The sequence below is a fragment of the Phaeobacter cretensis genome, from assembly GCF_047372505.1.
In the GTDB taxonomy this organism is placed as follows: domain Bacteria; phylum Pseudomonadota; class Alphaproteobacteria; order Rhodobacterales; family Rhodobacteraceae; genus Phaeobacter; species Phaeobacter cretensis.
Map to the genome: position 1 here is coordinate 1,555,841 of NZ_JBKBEU010000001.1, position 15,724 is coordinate 1,571,564.

Below are 15,724 nucleotides of genomic sequence, written 5' to 3' on the forward strand. Positions count from 1 at the left end.
GGTTCGAACATCCTGACAAACGTAATAGCCCCGGAGCGAATCCGGGGCCGTCAGGATTGATGCGGCTTAGCAGAGGTTGGGAGGGGTGGCAATGGGGGAGTTCATTCCTGCCCCCTAGCACCCACCATAGTTCTTTCGACCACTTGCAGAAATTGTATATCGCCCACCGCGAGGACCCGTATAGCACCTTCGAGTTGATCGGTACGCGCGAACTTTTGGTATATAATGGAACTTTCGATATGTACGCCGAACCTCGCCGCCCCATTCGCAGGCGAACCCATCACCATCAGCATCCAATCTGTGTGGATCTGCCGAAGGCCCGCCTGCCGACAGGAAGAACTTCTGGGCCTCTGCTGCGCTGACAAAGTCATCACAGTTCCTATCACTCCCCCTCAACCGATCAGCCAGTGATCTCTCAAACCGTTTTCTGCCAATTTGCTTAGCCGTACGTCGACCTATGAAGTTAAATTTTCCAGAATTGTACTCACCACGTGACCCTAACTCAGCTTCAATTTGTGCAAGTTTCACAGGATCGCGCTCTACACTCTGTTGGTACCAAAGAGTATCGCTTCTCTGTCTACTGTAGATATGTGAAGTCACTGCCGAAGAACATCCGGCGACGAACCGACCGCAGTAATTACATATTTCATGTTTGAGCCATGAATATGCAAATTGAATAAGCGCACCTTCTCCAACTCGGGACACTCCTCAAAACAACTTTCAGGATTGAGCTAAGCGGAGCGGACCGGATACCTGTTTCCCGCTCGGCTGCAGGCCGGTCACCCGACCCTCCCCACAGGAGGGCGCTTTCGCACCACCTAGGGTCAGGCGCCGCCCTTCGTGACTTGAACACACCCAAAAGGAAAAAGGCCCCCGCTTGCGCGAGGGCCTCTCAGTCTTGTCAAAAAGGCAGATCTCAGAGTCCGGTGGACACGTCGATGGTGTTGCCTTCTTCCAGGGTGACATAGGCTTTTTTCACGTCTTTACGCTTGCCCAGCTGGCCGCGGAAACGCTTGACCTTACCCTTGGTGATGGTGGTGTTGACCGCTTTGACCTTCACACCAAAGAGAGCTTCAACAGCTTCTTTGATCTGGGGCTTGTTGGAGTCGATCGAGACCTCAAACACCACTGCACCGTTTTCGGATGCCATGGTTGCTTTTTCGGTGACGACCGGCTTGCGGATCACGTCGTAGTGTTCTGCCTTCGCGCTCATTTCAGGCGAGCCTCCAGTGCTTCGACACCTGCTTTGGTGATCACCAGGGTGTCACGCTTCAGGATGTCATAGACGTTTGCGCCCATTGTCGGCAGGATATCCAGACCTTCGATATTGCGCGCGGCGCGGGCAAAGCCCTCGTCCACGGATGCACCATCGATGACCAGCGCGCGCTTCCAACCCAGGTCTTTGACCTGCTTGGCCAGAGCGGCTGTCTTGCCTACGGAATCGGCGTTTTCAATGACGACCAATTCACCCGCTTTAGCTTTGGCGGACAGCGCGTGGCGCAGACCCAGCTTGCGAAATTTCTTGGTCAGATCGTGGCCGTGAGAACGCGGGGTTGGACCCTTGTAGATACCACCCTTGCGGAAGATCGGCGCATTACGGTCACCATGGCGTGCGCCACCGGTGCCCTTCTGGCGATAAATCTTCTTGGTCGAGTAGGAGGTCTCGGACCGCGTCTTTACCTTGTGAGTGCCAGCCTGCGCGTTGTTACGCTGCCAGCGCACCACACGGTGCAGGATGTCGGTGCGCGGCTCCAGGCCGAACAGCTCTGCATCCAGCTCGATGTCGCCGGCTTTGGCGCCGTCCAGTTTGATCACATCAAGTTTCATGCTTCACCACCTTCCGCGGAGACTTCTTCCGCTGCGGCCGACTTCAGAGCTGCCGGGAAAGGCAGACCTTCGGGGGCCTTCTTTTTCACGGCGTCTTTGACGGTGACCCAGCCACCCTTGGAACCAGGAACGGCACCTTTGATCATGATCAAACCACGATCGGCGTCGGTTTTGACAACTTCCAGGTTCTGGGTGGTCACGCGAGCAGCGCCCATGTGGCCGGCCATTTTCTTACCTTTGAAAACCTTGCCAGGATCCTGACACTGACCGGTCGAACCGTGCGAGCGGTGCGAAATCGATACACCGTGCGAGGCGCGCAGACCACCAAAGTTCCAGCGCTTCATCGCACCGGCGAAACCTTTACCAATGGAGGTACCGGTGACATCAACTTTTTGACCTTCGAGGAAGTGCTCGGCCGAGATTTCGGCACCGACTTCGATCAGGGCATCCGCAGGCACGCGGAACTCAACCAGCTTCCGCTTAGGCTCGACTTTCGCTGCTGCGAAGTGGCCGCGCATAGCTTTGGAAACGCGCTTCACCTTGGCCGAGCCTGCGCCCAGCTGAACAGCTGTGTAGCCGTCTTTCTCGGTGGTGCGTTGTGCGGTCACTTGCAGACCGTCCAACTGAAGAACGGTCACAGGAACCTGCTTGCCGTCTTCAAGGAACAGCCGGGTCATGCCGACTTTTTTTGCGATAATACCAGAGCGCATATTCATTACCCTCCGATCTTAGGATTGCAGCTTGATTTCGACGTCCACACCAGCGGCGAGGTCGAGCTTCATCAGCGCGTCCACGGTCTGGGGGGTCGGATCAACGATGTCCAGGAGCCGCTTGTGGGTGCGGATCTCGAACTGGTCACGAGATTTCTTGTCAACGTGCGGGCCACGAAGAACGGTGAATTTCTCAATCTTGTTGGGCAGAGGGATCGGGCCACGCACTTGCGCGCCGGTCCGCTTGGCAGTGTTCACGATTTCCTGCGTGCTGGCGTCCAGAACGCGGAAGTCGAATGCCTTCAGCCGGATACGGATATTTTGGCTTTGCATAATCATGCCTTTTTCGTCAGGCGTTGGGGTTGAGAGGAGGGCCTGCGACCACCGCCGAACCCTCATCGAACCCAAAAGGCGGGAATCACCCCGCCTCTGCCCCGCAGTGCGGGATGGCGTCCTATACGCCCGATGGATGTGTGTGGCAAGGGGTTAGCGCCCGAAACAGTTTCTGATTCGGCGACTGACTGATTTGCAATAGAAAAAGCAAACCCTCGTTACGTTGTCGCTAGACGAGCCTTATCGAAATGCAGGATCGGTCATCAAACGATAGCCGTCCCGGCCTCATCCCCTTACACTGCCGATTCACTGAAATGCACAGCGGATCTTCTTTCAAGAGACGTGCCAGCGCCTGCTCGTTATCGTTCAGTTCTGAAAAGACTTCCGGGTAGCCGTCGGAGGTGATCATCAACCTTCCTGGCTCAGCCGGGAAACGTTCCACAAGATTCTCTGGAACGGAGGTGCCGTTGATCGCGCCAATACTCAAAGGATGATTTGCACGGTTCAGGAGGTTGCATTGCTCCCTAAGCAACTCTGAGATCAGGTCGTCATAGCCATCGGCTTCCATTATCTCACAGTCAGAAGCCCCACCAGCCTGACGGGCCTTGATAATCATGGACCGTGCGCTGGCAGAGATGTCTTCGGCCCCAAACATACGGTCATTCACCTGAGGCCCATTCCGGAACTTGCAATCTCCGACACGCCAAATTTCACTGAATTCACGCGCGAACAAGCAGAAAACAAATCCACCATCAAGCCTCATATCTGGAGACCCTGCGATACGTTTCCGGGTCGCTACTTCTCGGCTCAGTAGGTCCACCAGATCAGGCAAATCCGTGTTGTCGGGCAAGCTCTCAATCGTAGCAACGGCACTATCGAGGATAGCAGTGATCAGGTTGCGGCCCTCCCCAAGTGGACCGGCGGAACCGTCCAAGATGCCAATGAAACCTGATGCCTCAACAATACGGTCTTCGGTATAGCCGGTTGGATCCTTGCCCAGCGAAAACCGCTGCAAAACTTCGGATTTCATAGAGGTCTCTCACAGCTTGGTAAACCGGGGCTCAATAGCTGGACAAAGTAACAACGGCACAACAAGCAAGGGCGCCCCATTTGGAGCGCCCTTTCTATTTTTCACCTGAGTGGCTCTCGGTGATTCCCCCAAGGGAAAACCACCTGTCACCAGAGGCCGGAGTTTCCTATGAAAACTCGACCTTACTCAGTGATTTTGGACACAACGCCAGCGCCAACGGTGCGGCCACCTTCGCGGATCGCGAAACGCAGGCCGTTTTCCATGGCGATCGGGGCGATCAGCTCAACGTCAAACTTCAGGTTGTCGCCAGGCATAACCATCTCGGTCCCCTCAGGAAGGGTCACGGTGCCGGTCACGTCGGTGGTGCGGAAGTAGAACTGCGGACGGTAGTTCGCAAAGAACGGGGTGTGACGACCGCCTTCTTCTTTGGTCAGAATGTAGGCTTCTGCCTCGAACTTCGTGTGCGGGTTCACAGACTTGGGTGCGCACAGAACCTGGCCACGCTCAACGCCGTCACGGTCGATACCGCGCAGCAGGGCGCCGATGTTGTCGCCAGCTTCACCGCGATCCAGCAGCTTGCGGAACATTTCAACACCGGTACAGGTGGTGGTCTGGGTGTCACGGATACCAACGATTTCAATGCTGTCGCCAACGTTGATCACGCCGCGCTCAACACGACCGGTCACAACAGTACCACGGCCAGAGATCGAGAACACATCTTCAACCGGCATCAGGAACGGCTGGTCAACCGCACGTGCAGGCGTTGGGATATAATCATCAACAGCTGCCATCAGCTCTTTGATTTTCTCTTCGCCGATTTCAGGCTTGTTGCCTTCCATTGCGGCCAGAGCCGAACCCGCGATGATTGGGATATCGTCGCCAGGGTAGTCGTAGGACGACAGCAGCTCACGGATTTCCATTTCGACCAGCTCAAGCAGCTCTTCATCGTCGACCTGGTCAACTTTGTTCATGAAGACAACCATGTGCGGGATGCCAACCTGGCGACCCAGCAGGATGTGCTCACGGGTCTGAGGCATCGGGCCGTCAGCAGCGTTCACAACCAGGATCGCGCCGTCCATCTGCGCCGCACCAGTGATCATGTTCTTCACATAGTCAGCGTGGCCGGGGCAATCAACGTGGGCGTAGTGACGGCCTTCGGTTTCATACTCAACATGCGCGGTCGAGATGGTGATCCCGCGGGCTTTTTCTTCGGGTGCGCCGTCGATCTGATCGTAGGCTTTGAAGTCACCAAAGTACTTGGTGATCGCTGCGGTCAGCGTGGTCTTACCGTGGTCAACGTGGCCGATGGTGCCGATGTTGACGTGCGGTTTTGTACGTTCAAACTTTTCCTTAGCCATGAGAGGCCTCCTTTTTTGTTGAGAAGGGAACGCGCTTTGGCGCGAACCCTTCAATATCGTTTCGCTTACGCGAATTTTGCCTGGATCTCGTCAGAGATGTTCTGTGGAACCGGATCGTAGTGATCAAACTGCATGGTGAACTGGGCACGGCCCGAGCTCATCGAACGCAGGGTGTTGATATAGCCGAACATGTTCGCCAGAGGCACAAATGCGTCGATCGCAATTGCATTGCCACGGGGTTCCTGGCCAGTCACCTGACCACGGCGAGAGGTCAAATCTCCGATGATGCCACCGGTGTAATCCTCGGGTGTGATAACTTCCACCTTCATGATCGGTTCAAGCATCTTAGCGCCAGCTTTTCGCATGCCCTCACGCATACACATACGTGCAGCGATTTCGAAGGCCAGAACGCTGGAGTCAACATCGTGGAACTTACCGTCGATCAGCGCAACCTTGAAGTCGATCACGGGGAAGCCAGCCAGTGGGCCGCTATCCATGACGGACTGGACGCCCTTTTCAACACCCGGGATGTATTCTTTCGGAACCGCACCACCAACGATACGGGATTCGAAGGAATAACCTTCGCCAGGCTCTGTCGGCGAGATGATCATCTTCACTTCGCCGAACTGACCCGAACCACCCGACTGTTTCTTGTGGGTGTAGGTATGCTCGACTTCGTGACCGATGGTCTCACGGTAGGCAACCTGAGGTGCACCGATGTTGGCTTCGACCTTGAATTCACGCTTCAGACGATCAACCAGGATGTCCAGGTGAAGTTCGCCCATGCCCTTCATGATGGTCTGACCGGACTCGATGTCGGTCTCCACGCGGAAGGACGGATCCTCTGCAGCAAGACGCTGCAGACCCTGGGACATTTTCTCCTGGTCGGCCTTGGTTTTAGGCTCAACCGCGATCTCGATCACTGGATCAGGGAAGGTCATGGTTTCCAGAACCACAGGATCGTTGACGGCGCAGAGCGTGTCACCGGTTGTGGTGTCTTTCAGACCTGCCAGCGCAATGATGTCACCTGCGAATGCTTCCGTGATTTCCTCACGGTCATTCGAGTGCATCATCATCATCCGGCCAACGCGCTCTTTACGACCTTTGGTCGAGTTCAGCAGCGTGTCGCCCTTGTTCAGTACACCGGAATAGATCCGGGTGAAGGTCAGCGAGCCGACAAAGGGGTCGTTCATGATTTTAAACGCCAGACCTGAGAACGCCATTTCATCGTCCGCACGGCGGGGGATGTCACGGGTTTCAGTTTCGTCACCGGGTTTGAAGCCCATGTAATCAACGACATCCAGCGGGCTGGGCAGATAGTCGATCACAGCGTTAAGCAGAGGCTGAACGCCTTTGTTCTTGAACGCGGAACCACCAAGGACTGGAACGAAGTCCAGTGCCAATGTACCCTTACGCAGCAGGCCACGCAGAGTTGCAACGTCAGGCTCGGCGCCGTCCATCAGGTAGTTTTCCATCGCAGCGTCGTCTTGCTCGACGGCCGCTTCGATCATCTTGCCGCGCCACTCGTCGGCCATGTCTTTTAGGCTGTCACGGATCGGAGCTTTGATCCACGATGCGCCAAGGTCTTCACCCTGCCACAGCCATTCTTCCATGTTGACGAGGTCGATCAGACCTTCCAGCTCGGTTTCTGCACCGATCGGGATACCAACCGGAACAGCGCGAGCGCCGGTACGGTCTTCGATCATTTCAACACAGTTGAAGAAGTCAGCGCCGATTTTGTCCATCTTGTTGACAAAAACCATACGCGGAACCTTGTAGCGGTCAGCCTGACGCCATACGGTTTCGGTCTGAGGTTCAACACCAGCGTTGGCGTCCAGAACACAGACAGCACCATCGAGAACCGCCAGCGAACGCTCGACTTCAATGGTGAAGTCAACGTGGCCAGGGGTGTCGATGATGTTCAGGCGGTGCTTGGGCGAGTCAGCAGTTTCGCCGTCTTCGGTGCGTTCCCAGAAGGTGGTGGTCGCAGCCGAAGTAATGGTGATACCGCGTTCCTGCTCCTGCTCCATCCAGTCCATGGTGGCGGCGCCATCATGCACCTCACCAATGTTGTGGGATTTGCCGGTGTAATACAGGATGCGCTCGGAGCAGGTGGTTTTACCTGCATCGATGTGCGCCATGATACCGAAGTTGCGGTATAGATCGAGCGGATATTCGCGTGCCATAGGTCTAGATCCCCTAGCTTACCAGCGGTAATGGGAGAAGGCTTTGTTAGCCTCTGCCATCTTATGGGTGTCTTCGCGCTTCTTCACGGCAGTACCGCGGGACTGTACAGCGTCCATCAGTTCACCGGCGAGGCGTTCTTCCATGGTGTTTTCGTTGCGAGCGCGTGCCGCTTTGATCAGCCAGCGGATCGCCAGAGCTTCACGGCGCTCAGGGCGCACTTCAACGGGCACCTGGTAGGTTGCACCACCCACACGACGCGAACGCACTTCGACAGAAGGCTTCACGTTGTCGAGGGCTTCGTGGAACACTTCCACGGGGGCACGTTTGATTTTCGTCTCAACGCGGTCGAATGCGTTGTAAACGATGCTTTCTGCGACCGATTTTTTACCGTCGATCATCAGATTATTCATGAATTTGGTCAAAACGCGGTCGCCAAACTTGGCGTCGGGCAGGACTTCGCGTTTCTCAGCAGCGTGACGGCGAGACATATTATCTTCCTCTTACTTAGGACGCTTCGCGCCGTACTTCGAACGGCGTTGCTTACGGTCTTTGACGCCCTGGGTATCCAGAACACCACGCAGGATGTGGTAACGGACACCGGGAAGGTCTTTTACACGGCCGCCACGGATCAGAACCACAGAGTGTTCCTGAAGGTTGTGGCTTTCGCCAGGGATGTAAGAAATCACTTCGAAACCGTTGGTCAGGCGAACCTTAGCAACTTTCCGCATAGCGGAGTTCGGTTTCTTTGGTGTGGTGGTATACACACGGGTGCAGACGCCGCGTTTTTGCGGGCACTGTTCCAGGTGCATAGACTTAGAGCGTTTTACTTTCGGCTGCCGCGGCTTGCGGATCAGCTGTTGGATCGTTGGCATTCCGGTTTTTTCCCCGTCTCAACAACACATGTGTCATGCACGTCCTTGAACGTACGGCTAAATTCGTCGTACTTACGCGTCCGCAAGCACAAAGACCGCTATCGTTCCCATTCCGAGGTGAACGACGCGGTGGGTTTACAGAGGATCCGCGCAAACAAGCGCACGAGATCTTGAGCCACTTAGATTTTGATATCGGCTTTTGGGGCGACCCCCGGTTGCCGGATAGGCGGGCGTATATGGGGAGTCGGGTGTGATGTCAACAGCACCGGCCCGCCTCGCCACTCTGTCAGATTGGCTGTATCAGTGGCCAGTCAAGGCGTTGCTCGGCGGACACGCACTGGACCTCACTTCACCGGGTATGTTTCCTTGTCGGTGCAACCGTTGCGGTGCATAGTCCCGTTCGTCAAGCGCGCCACGAAGGGATCGCGCAGCAAGCAGGAAATACAACGATGCAGGTTATAGGTCTATGCCGGTTTTCCTATCCGGCTATCGGCGGTTTTCAGGTAGAACATGATAGCCTTGAGGAACGGATCGCCTATCTCTATGCCGATGCTCGGATGAAGGAGCGGTTTCGTATGCTGGAAATGGTCGCCCTACCCTGCCTACGCGCGCAAACCGATCAGAATTTCACATTGGTCGTGGTGATCGGTAACAGCCTGCCACCTGAGCATATTAAACGGCTGCAAGAGCTGACAGCAGATATACCTCAGGTGCAAATCCGTGCCCTGCCGCCCGGCAATCACCGTCAAGTAATGAAAGAAGTGCTGAACGAAGCCCGCAACGATCTCTGCGCACCCTGTCTGCAGTTTCGCCATGATGATGATGATGCGGTATCAGTGGATTTTATCGAGCGTCTGCGCCAGACCACTACCGATTGCCACGGGCTGATCGCCCGGAACAAAACTCTGGCTATCGATTTCTGCAAAGGATTCACCGCCCGATTTGAACCGGATGGGATCTATGCCACAGAGGTGCATCGCCCATATTTTGTTGCCGCTATGGGCATGTATATTGCCGGAGGCTGCAAACAGAGTATTATGAATTTTGCCCACCAGAAGATCGCACGTTTTATGCCTAGCATCACTATTCAGGACGCACCGATGTTTGTGAGAACTCTAAACGGCTACAACGACTCCCGACAGAAAAACGCACAAGAACCTGAGCTGATCCGCCTTACATCAGAGCAGGAAGCCGAGTTCGAAGCCCGCTTTGCCATTCGGGTGTGACGCCGACTATTCGGGCAGCGAGGGGTTTCGTTAAAGCCTGCGGCGGGGACGTTCGCGCAATAGGCTAAAGACGCCTGCCGCCACAACGATTGCCGCACCCAGCAAGGTTAGCGCATCGGGCCAATTGCCAAACAGAAACCAACCAAGCAGAAGAGCCCAAAGAAGGCCTGTATACCTGAATGGTGCAACGGCTGCCACATCACCAACACGCATCACCATTACCGAAAACAGGTAACCGGCGAAGATAAGCAGGGCCGCCAGAAGAAGGATCAAGGTCGTGGTGATAGTCAGCGGTTGCCAGTCCTCCTGGGTTCCGAGACCCAAACCGAACACCAGCACTGAAATCGCTGCCATCAAGGTCACGGTGAGCGACGGCACCTCGGCCGACATCCGGCGCGTAAAGAGATCGCGGGCAGTGATGCAGAATACCGCCGCCAGCGCATAGAACGTGCCAGTGTCAAACCCATCCGGCCCGGGGCGCACGATCAGAAGCATCCCAAGGAAGCCCGCTCCGATAGCCAGAGCGCGCCGCCACCCGACACGTTCTCCAAATAACACCACCGCAGCAAGGGTCACTGTCAACGGCAGCATCTGCAAGATGGCCGTCACATTGGCAATTGGCAGCGTCAGCAACGCGCTGAGGAAGAAATAAGTAGTCGCGACCTCGGCTAAACTGCGTACAGCGACAAGGCCCCAATCCCGTCGACCTATTGTTAGGCGTAGCCCACCATAAGCCCGCGCAAGACCATAGATGAGTAAGCTAACAACCGCGCCACGTACGACCAGGATCTGTGAGAGCGGCAGGCTTTGACCGGCGAGTTTCACCATGCCGTCGTTAAGTGTGAAACCCGCCATGCTTCCAACCATCAGGAGTGCACCCAGTTGGTTTCCCGTCAATCTAGAAATCATGGCAGAACAGCGCGCAACTGATCTGGCGTTATGCCAAAATGCTGTTTCAGCGCAGAAGCAATATCTGCATCCATCATCTTGTGGGTGATCCCCATTTGGGTCGGCTGGGACATATTATCCCCATGGATGGTGCGCAGAAAACCGGGCGTCGAGATATCCGAGACTGTATTCCAGTGTTGGGCATAACGGCGATGGTTGTAGCGATAGGGGTTGGCACCATAGCTCACTGGTGCCACTAAGGCTACGCCCACCGACAGCGGTGCCTTTTCGCAAGCATCAAAGATCTCATCCTGCAGGCCATGCGGACCATAAGTTTTACGCAAGTAGAAGCCTCGATTATTCGCGAGAATGAAGGGGGTATCTTCTCCTTGCAATGGGATCAGCCCCATCGCCAAACGCCGACTACGTGCCACATAGTCCAGATCGATCGCATCATCATCGTCCAATCGAAACAAGACGCGATGTGTAACATCATCAGTGGGGACAGCGTTGTAACCCCGTTTTATCATGTTGTAGTGAGCACCGGCTCCAACCGGGATCAATGTTATATTCTGAACAGGCTCCAACAAGGCCGCGAGACGTTCCAAATAAACAAGTGGAAGGTCTTCAGCGGTAAGAACGATGAGTTGAAAGCCTTGGTCACTCTGCCGCAGGAGAGACGGCAGACAGAGCCGTTCGAATACTCGAAAACGTAGTTCCATCCGCTCAGGCGAAAAAAGATGCGCAGCAGCGGCCTCCAAAGTAGCAAAACGCTCAGAAAAATAGGTCGGCGTCAACACAGAGAAACGGACAAGCCCTACGATGCCCAGATTAATATCCATATGCTCAGCCTCCTTGACGAATTGCCCCAATCAGACCTGATAGCCGACGGGAGCGCGATGTAGCAGACCATCCAAAACGACAATTGGAAAGGGCAGAATTCACAATCCTGCGACAGTAAACTCAAGCAATAGGTGAAAATAAAAAGCCCCCCGCAACATCGGTTGCGAGGGGCAGATCTTAGCTCAGATCAGCGTGGATCAGTCGCGGCTCTCAGGTGTTTCCACCAGATTGTCGAAGCCGTCCTCGGTGGTCATATCGTCCATTGACGGGGCAGCCAGTGCGGCGGCGGCTTCGGCCTCCTCACGACGTGCCTCAAGAACGACGTTGTCACGCGACTGGGCGATGTTGCGCACCCTCTGGGTTGCACCACCGGTACCAGCAGGGATCAAGCGACCCACGATGACGTTCTCTTTCAGGCCCACCAGCTTGTCCCGTTTGCCCTGCACCGAAGCCTCGGTGAGAACGCGGGTGGTTTCCTGGAAGGACGCCGCCGAGATGAACGACCGGGTCTGCAGCGAGGCCTTGGTGATCCCGAGCAGGATCGGCTCTCCCTGTGCCGGACGCTTACCGCGCGACAGTGCCTTTTCGTTTGCAGTGTCGAACTCTTGCTTGTCCACATGCTCACCTTTGAGCAGCGTGGTCTCGCCAGAGTCGGAGATCTCCCACTTTTGCAGCATCTGGCGAACGATCACCTCGATGTGCTTGTCGTTGATCTTCACGCCCTGCAGTCGATAGACGTCCTGAACTTCGTCGATCATGTAGTTTGCGAGCGCTTCCACGCCCATGATCGACAGGATGTCATGCGGTGCTGGGTTACCGTCCATGATGTAGTCACCCTTCTGCACGAAGTCGCCTTCCTGCACAGGGATGTGCTTGCCCTTGGGCACCATGTATTCGACGGGATCCATCGACTCGTCTGCTGGTTCGATCGAGATACGACGCTTGTTCTTATAGTCGCGGCCAAAGCGCACATAACCATCGATTTCTGCGATGATCGCGTGATCCTTGGGACGACGGGCTTCGAACAATTCCGCAACCCGTGGCAAACCACCGGTGATATCCTTGGTCTTGGCACCTTCGCGCGGGATACGCGCGACAACGTCACCCGCCATGATCTGCTGGCCTTCTTCGACCGACAGAATGGCATCCACGGACATCGGATAAGTCAGCGGGTTACCTGCATCGTTGCGCACGGGTTCACCGTCACCATCCACCAGGATGATTTCAGGCTTGAGGTCTGAGCCCTTTGGAGCCGCACGCCAGTCGATCACGATCTTCTGGGTCATGCCGGTGGCTTCATCGGTCTCATCGCGCACTGCGATACCGGACACCAGGTCAACGTATTTCACGCTACCAGGTTTCTCGGCGATGATCGGCAGGGTGTAAGGATCCCATTCGAACAGTTTGTCGCCGCGTGCAATGTTCTGACCTTCCTTAACGAACAACTTGGAACCGTAGCCCAGCTTGTGGCTGGCACGTTCTTCGCCGTGTTCGTCTTGGATGATCAGTTTCATGTTCCGACCAACTACCAGAATTTCGCCATTGGCGTTCTCCAGCGTCTGCTGCATTTCAAAGACAATCTTGCCTTCCTGCGATGCCTCAAGGAACGACTGCTGGCCACCCTGTGCAACGCCGCCGATGTGGAAGGTCCGCATCGTCAGCTGTGTGCCAGGTTCACCAATAGACTGGGCGGCGATGATACCAACCGCTTCACCGGTATTCACCTGCGTACCACGAGCCAGATCACGACCGTAGCACTGGGCGCAGACGCCCTCTTCAGCTTCACAGGTCAGCGGCGAGCGGATACGGGTCGACTGAACGCCGGCCTCTTCCACTGCATCCGCCATGCGCTCGTCGATCAGCTGACCAATCGCAACGATTACCTCGTCGGTGCCCGGCTTTTTGATGTCCTCTGCCGCAACACGACCCAGGATACGTTCACCAAGCGACGCCACAACTTCACCATCGTTCACAGCCGCTTCTGCTGTGATCGCTGCTTCGGTACCACAATCCCGAACACGCACGATGCAGTCCTGTGCGACGTCAACCAGACGACGCGTCAAGTAACCCGAGTTCGCTGTTTTCAAAGCGGTATCCGACAGACCCTTACGGGCACCGTGTGTCGAGTTGAAGTACTCGAGAACGGTCAGACCTTCTTTAAAGTTCGAGATGATCGGGGTCTCGATGATGTCGCCGTTCGGCTTGGCCATCAGGCCGCGCATTCCGCCGAGCTGCTTCATCTGAGTAACCGAGCCACGTGCACCGGAGTGGGCCATCATGTAAACCGAGTTTGGTTCCATTACGGCGCCAGTATCGCTGCGCTTGTCTGCGGAGATGGTGCCCATCATCGCGTCGGTGACCTTGTCGTTACACTTGGACCAAGCATCAACGACTTTGTTGTACTTTTCGCCCTGAGTGATCAGGCCGTCCATGTACTGCTGTTCAAAGTCTTTAACCTGATCGCGTGTTTCATCGACCAGCGTCCATTTGCTGTCGGGGATAACCATGTCGTCTTTGCCGAACGAGATGCCCGCCTTGAACGCTTCACGGAAACCCATGGTCATGATCTGATCACAGAAGATAACCGACTCTTTCTGACCGCAATAACGGTAGACGGTGTCGATAACCTGCTGGACTTCTTTTTTCCGCAGAAGCCGGTTGACCAGTTCAAAAGGTGCCTTGACGTTTTTCGGCAGTAGCGCGCCAAGGCGTACACGACCCGGCGTGGTTTCGAAGCGTTTCAGAACTTCGTTACCTTCATCATCGATCTGGGTGATCCGTGCGGTGATCTTAGTGTGCAGGTGCACCTCGCCCGCGTCCAGAGCGTGCTGAACTTCGTCGATGGTACCAAACACCTTGCCTTCGCCCGGCATACCTTCACGTTCAAGGGTCACATAGTAGAGACCCAAGATCATATCCTGCGACGGAACAATGATCGGTGCGCCGTTTGCTGGCGACAGAACATTGTTGGTCGACATCATCAAGACGCGCGCTTCCAGCTGGGCCTCAAGGCTAAGTGGGACGTGCACAGCCATCTGGTCGCCATCGAAGTCCGCGTTAAACGCCGAGCAGACCAGCGGGTGCAGCTGGATAGCCTTACCTTCGATCAGCGTGGGTTCGAACGCCTGGATACCAAGACGGTGCAACGTCGGAGCACGGTTCAGCATGACCGGATGTTCGCGGATCACCTCATCAAGGATATCCCAAACTTCAGGACGCTCTTTCTCGACCAACTTCTTCGCCTGTTTCACGGTGGAGGACAGACCTTTGGCCTCCAGACGCGAATAGATGAAGGGCTTGAACAGTTCGAGCGCCATCTTTTTGGGTAAACCGCATTGATGCAGCTTCAGCTCGGGGCCGGTCACAATGACCGAACGACCGGAGAAGTCGACGCGCTTACCCAAAAGGTTCTGACGGAAGCGACCCTGCTTACCTTTCAGCATGTCGGAGAGCGATTTCAGCGGACGCTTGTTTGCGCCGGTGATCACGCGGCCACGACGACCATTGTCAAACAGAGCATCAACCGACTCTTGCAGCATCCGCTTTTCGTTACGGACGATGATGTCAGGTGCGCGTAACTCAATCAGGCGCTTCAGCCGGTTGTTCCGGTTGATCACACGACGGTAGAGGTCGTTGAGATCGGATGTCGCAAAACGACCACCATCCAGCGGCACCAGAGGGCGCAGTTCCGGCGGGATAACCGGAATGACGGTCATGACCATCCACTCCGGCCGGTTGCCGGATTCCAGGAAGCTCTCAACCACCTTCAGGCGCTTGATGATCTTCTTGGGCTTCAGTTCGCCTGTGGCTTCGGCCAGCTCTGCACGCAGATGCTCGGCTTCGGCTTCCAAATCGATGGCCGCCAGCATTTCGCGGATCGCCTCAGCGCCGATATTGGCGGTGAACGCGTCCATGCCGAACTGGTCCTGCGCATCCATGTATTCTTCTTCGGTCATCATCTGGCCGTAAGTAAGGTCGGTCAGACCCGGCTCGATGACAACGTAGTTTTCAAAATACAGAACCCGCTCCAAATCGCGCAGCGTCATGTCCAGCATCAGGCCGATGCGCGATGGCAGCGACTTCAGGAACCAGATGTGCGCAACCGGAGAAGCCAGTTCTATGTGGCCCATACGCTCGCGGCGAACCTTTTGCAGCGTGACTTCCACACCACATTTTTCGCAGACAACGCCGCGATATTTCATGCGCTTATATTTGCCGCAGAGGCATTCGTAATCTTTGATCGGGCCAAAGATACGTGCGCAGAATAGACCGTCCCGTTCAGGTTTGAACGTCCGGTAGTTGATGGTTTCCGGCTTCTTGATCTCGCCGTAGGACCACGACAGGATCCGCTCGGGCGAAGCCAGCGACACCTTGATCTCATCAAAGACCTTCGGCGGCGTAAGCGGGTTGAACGGATTATTCGTCAGTTCCTGGTTCATTTTGATACCTC

14 protein-coding genes are annotated in these 15,724 nt (G+C 55.6%); 1 reads left to right on the forward strand and 13 read right to left on the reverse strand.

Features of this window, described 5'->3' with window-relative positions; all coding sequences use genetic code 11:
- Positions 1–114: 114 nt before the first annotated feature.
- The 10 genes from ACEWZM_RS07510 to rpsL all read right to left on the reverse strand — a co-directional run bounded on the left by ACEWZM_RS07510 (position 115) and on the right by rpsL (position 8,317).
- Positions 115–705 carry an excalibur calcium-binding domain-containing protein gene (locus ACEWZM_RS07510; RefSeq protein WP_414005847.1) on the reverse strand — a complete coding sequence of 197 codons (591 nt, stop codon included), beginning with the start codon at positions 703–705 and terminating at the stop codon, positions 115–117.
- Positions 706–916: 211 nt separating this feature from the next.
- Entirely contained in the window at positions 917–1,213 is a 297-nt protein-coding gene (locus ACEWZM_RS07515; RefSeq protein WP_072503637.1) for a 50S ribosomal protein L23, read from the reverse strand.
- Positions 1,210–1,827, reverse strand: a complete 618-nt coding sequence (rplD, locus tag ACEWZM_RS07520) for a 50S ribosomal protein L4 (RefSeq protein ID WP_414005848.1) — start codon at positions 1,825–1,827, stop codon at positions 1,210–1,212. Before rplD ends, ACEWZM_RS07515 begins: the two co-directional genes overlap by 4 nt.
- Positions 1,824–2,537, reverse strand: coding sequence for a 50S ribosomal protein L3 (gene rplC / locus ACEWZM_RS07525; RefSeq protein ID WP_414007981.1), 714 nt, complete (start codon positions 2,535–2,537; stop codon positions 1,824–1,826). The genes rplD and rplC overlap by 4 nt, the downstream gene beginning before the upstream one ends.
- An 18-nt stretch (positions 2,538–2,555) precedes the next feature.
- Positions 2,556–2,870: a 30S ribosomal protein S10 gene (gene rpsJ / locus ACEWZM_RS07530; RefSeq protein WP_008563081.1), complete on the reverse strand. Its 315-nt coding sequence runs from the start codon at positions 2,868–2,870 to the stop codon at positions 2,556–2,558.
- Between the two features lie 229 nt (positions 2,871–3,099).
- Complete coding sequence (locus ACEWZM_RS07535; RefSeq protein WP_414005849.1) at positions 3,100–3,900, reverse strand: hypothetical protein; 801 nt, start codon at positions 3,898–3,900, stop codon at positions 3,100–3,102.
- A gap of 182 nt (positions 3,901–4,082) precedes the next feature.
- Positions 4,083–5,258: an elongation factor Tu gene (gene tuf, locus ACEWZM_RS07540; protein WP_414005850.1), complete on the reverse strand. Its 1,176-nt coding sequence runs from the start codon at positions 5,256–5,258 to the stop codon at positions 4,083–4,085.
- 65 nt (positions 5,259–5,323) lie between these two features.
- Entirely contained in the window at positions 5,324–7,444 is a 2,121-nt protein-coding gene (fusA, locus tag ACEWZM_RS07545) for an elongation factor G (protein WP_414005851.1), read from the reverse strand.
- 18 nt (positions 7,445–7,462) lie between these two features.
- Positions 7,463–7,933, reverse strand: coding sequence for a 30S ribosomal protein S7 (gene rpsG / locus ACEWZM_RS07550; protein ID WP_414005852.1), 471 nt, complete (start codon positions 7,931–7,933; stop codon positions 7,463–7,465).
- Positions 7,934–7,945: 12 nt separating this feature from the next.
- Entirely contained in the window at positions 7,946–8,317 is a 372-nt protein-coding gene (rpsL, locus tag ACEWZM_RS07555) for a 30S ribosomal protein S12 (RefSeq protein WP_005621086.1), read from the reverse strand.
- A gap of 449 nt (positions 8,318–8,766) precedes the next feature.
- Here rpsL and ACEWZM_RS07560 point away from each other — a divergent pair, with 449 nt between their 5' ends.
- Positions 8,767–9,543 (forward strand): putative rhamnosyl transferase, encoded by a 777-nt coding sequence (locus ACEWZM_RS07560; protein WP_414005853.1) that lies wholly within the window; start codon positions 8,767–8,769, stop codon positions 9,541–9,543.
- 30 nt (positions 9,544–9,573) lie between these two features.
- On the opposite strand, the gene ACEWZM_RS07565 is transcribed toward ACEWZM_RS07560, so the two are convergent.
- From ACEWZM_RS07565 to rpoC, 3 genes are all read right to left on the reverse strand, one after another.
- Positions 9,574–10,452, reverse strand: a complete 879-nt coding sequence (locus tag ACEWZM_RS07565) for a DMT family transporter (RefSeq protein WP_414005854.1) — start codon at positions 10,450–10,452, stop codon at positions 9,574–9,576.
- Positions 10,449–11,273 carry a glycosyltransferase gene (locus ACEWZM_RS07570; protein ID WP_414005855.1) on the reverse strand — a complete coding sequence of 275 codons (825 nt, stop codon included), beginning with the start codon at positions 11,271–11,273 and terminating at the stop codon, positions 10,449–10,451. The genes ACEWZM_RS07565 and ACEWZM_RS07570 overlap by 4 nt, the downstream gene beginning before the upstream one ends.
- A gap of 198 nt (positions 11,274–11,471) precedes the next feature.
- Positions 11,472–15,713 (reverse strand): DNA-directed RNA polymerase subunit beta', encoded by a 4,242-nt coding sequence (gene rpoC, locus ACEWZM_RS07575; RefSeq protein WP_414005856.1) that lies wholly within the window; start codon positions 15,711–15,713, stop codon positions 11,472–11,474.
- Positions 15,714–15,724 lie beyond the last annotated feature (11 nt).

Coding starts and splice junctions, on each gene's coding strand:
- ACEWZM_RS07515 (WP_072503637.1), bottom strand. CDS start 1,213: ATGAGCGCGAAGGCAGAACACTACGACGTGATCCGCAAGCCGGTCGTC.
- rplD (WP_414005848.1), bottom strand. CDS start 1,827: ATGAAACTTGATGTGATCAAACTGGACGGCGCCAAAGCCGGCGACATC.
- rplC (WP_414007981.1), bottom strand. CDS start 2,537: ATGCGCTCTGGTATTATCGCAAAAAAAGTCGGCATGACCCGGCTGTTC.
- rpsJ (WP_008563081.1), bottom strand. CDS start 2,870: ATGCAAAGCCAAAATATCCGTATCCGGCTGAAGGCATTCGACTTCCGC.
- ACEWZM_RS07535 (WP_414005849.1), bottom strand. CDS start 3,900: ATGAAATCCGAAGTTTTGCAGCGGTTTTCGCTGGGCAAGGATCCAACC.
- tuf (WP_414005850.1), bottom strand. CDS start 5,258: ATGGCTAAGGAAAAGTTTGAACGTACAAAACCGCACGTCAACATCGGC.
- fusA (WP_414005851.1), bottom strand. CDS start 7,444: ATGGCACGCGAATATCCGCTCGATCTATACCGCAACTTCGGTATCATG.
- rpsG (WP_414005852.1), bottom strand. CDS start 7,933: ATGTCTCGCCGTCACGCTGCTGAGAAACGCGAAGTCCTGCCCGACGCC.
- rpsL (WP_005621086.1), bottom strand. CDS start 8,317: ATGCCAACGATCCAACAGCTGATCCGCAAGCCGCGGCAGCCGAAAGTA.
- ACEWZM_RS07560 (WP_414005853.1), top strand. CDS start 8,767: ATGCAGGTTATAGGTCTATGCCGGTTTTCCTATCCGGCTATCGGCGGT.
- ACEWZM_RS07565 (WP_414005854.1), bottom strand. CDS start 10,452: ATGATTTCTAGATTGACGGGAAACCAACTGGGTGCACTCCTGATGGTT.
- ACEWZM_RS07570 (WP_414005855.1), bottom strand. CDS start 11,273: ATGGATATTAATCTGGGCATCGTAGGGCTTGTCCGTTTCTCTGTGTTG.
- rpoC (WP_414005856.1), bottom strand. CDS start 15,713: ATGAACCAGGAACTGACGAATAATCCGTTCAACCCGCTTACGCCGCCG.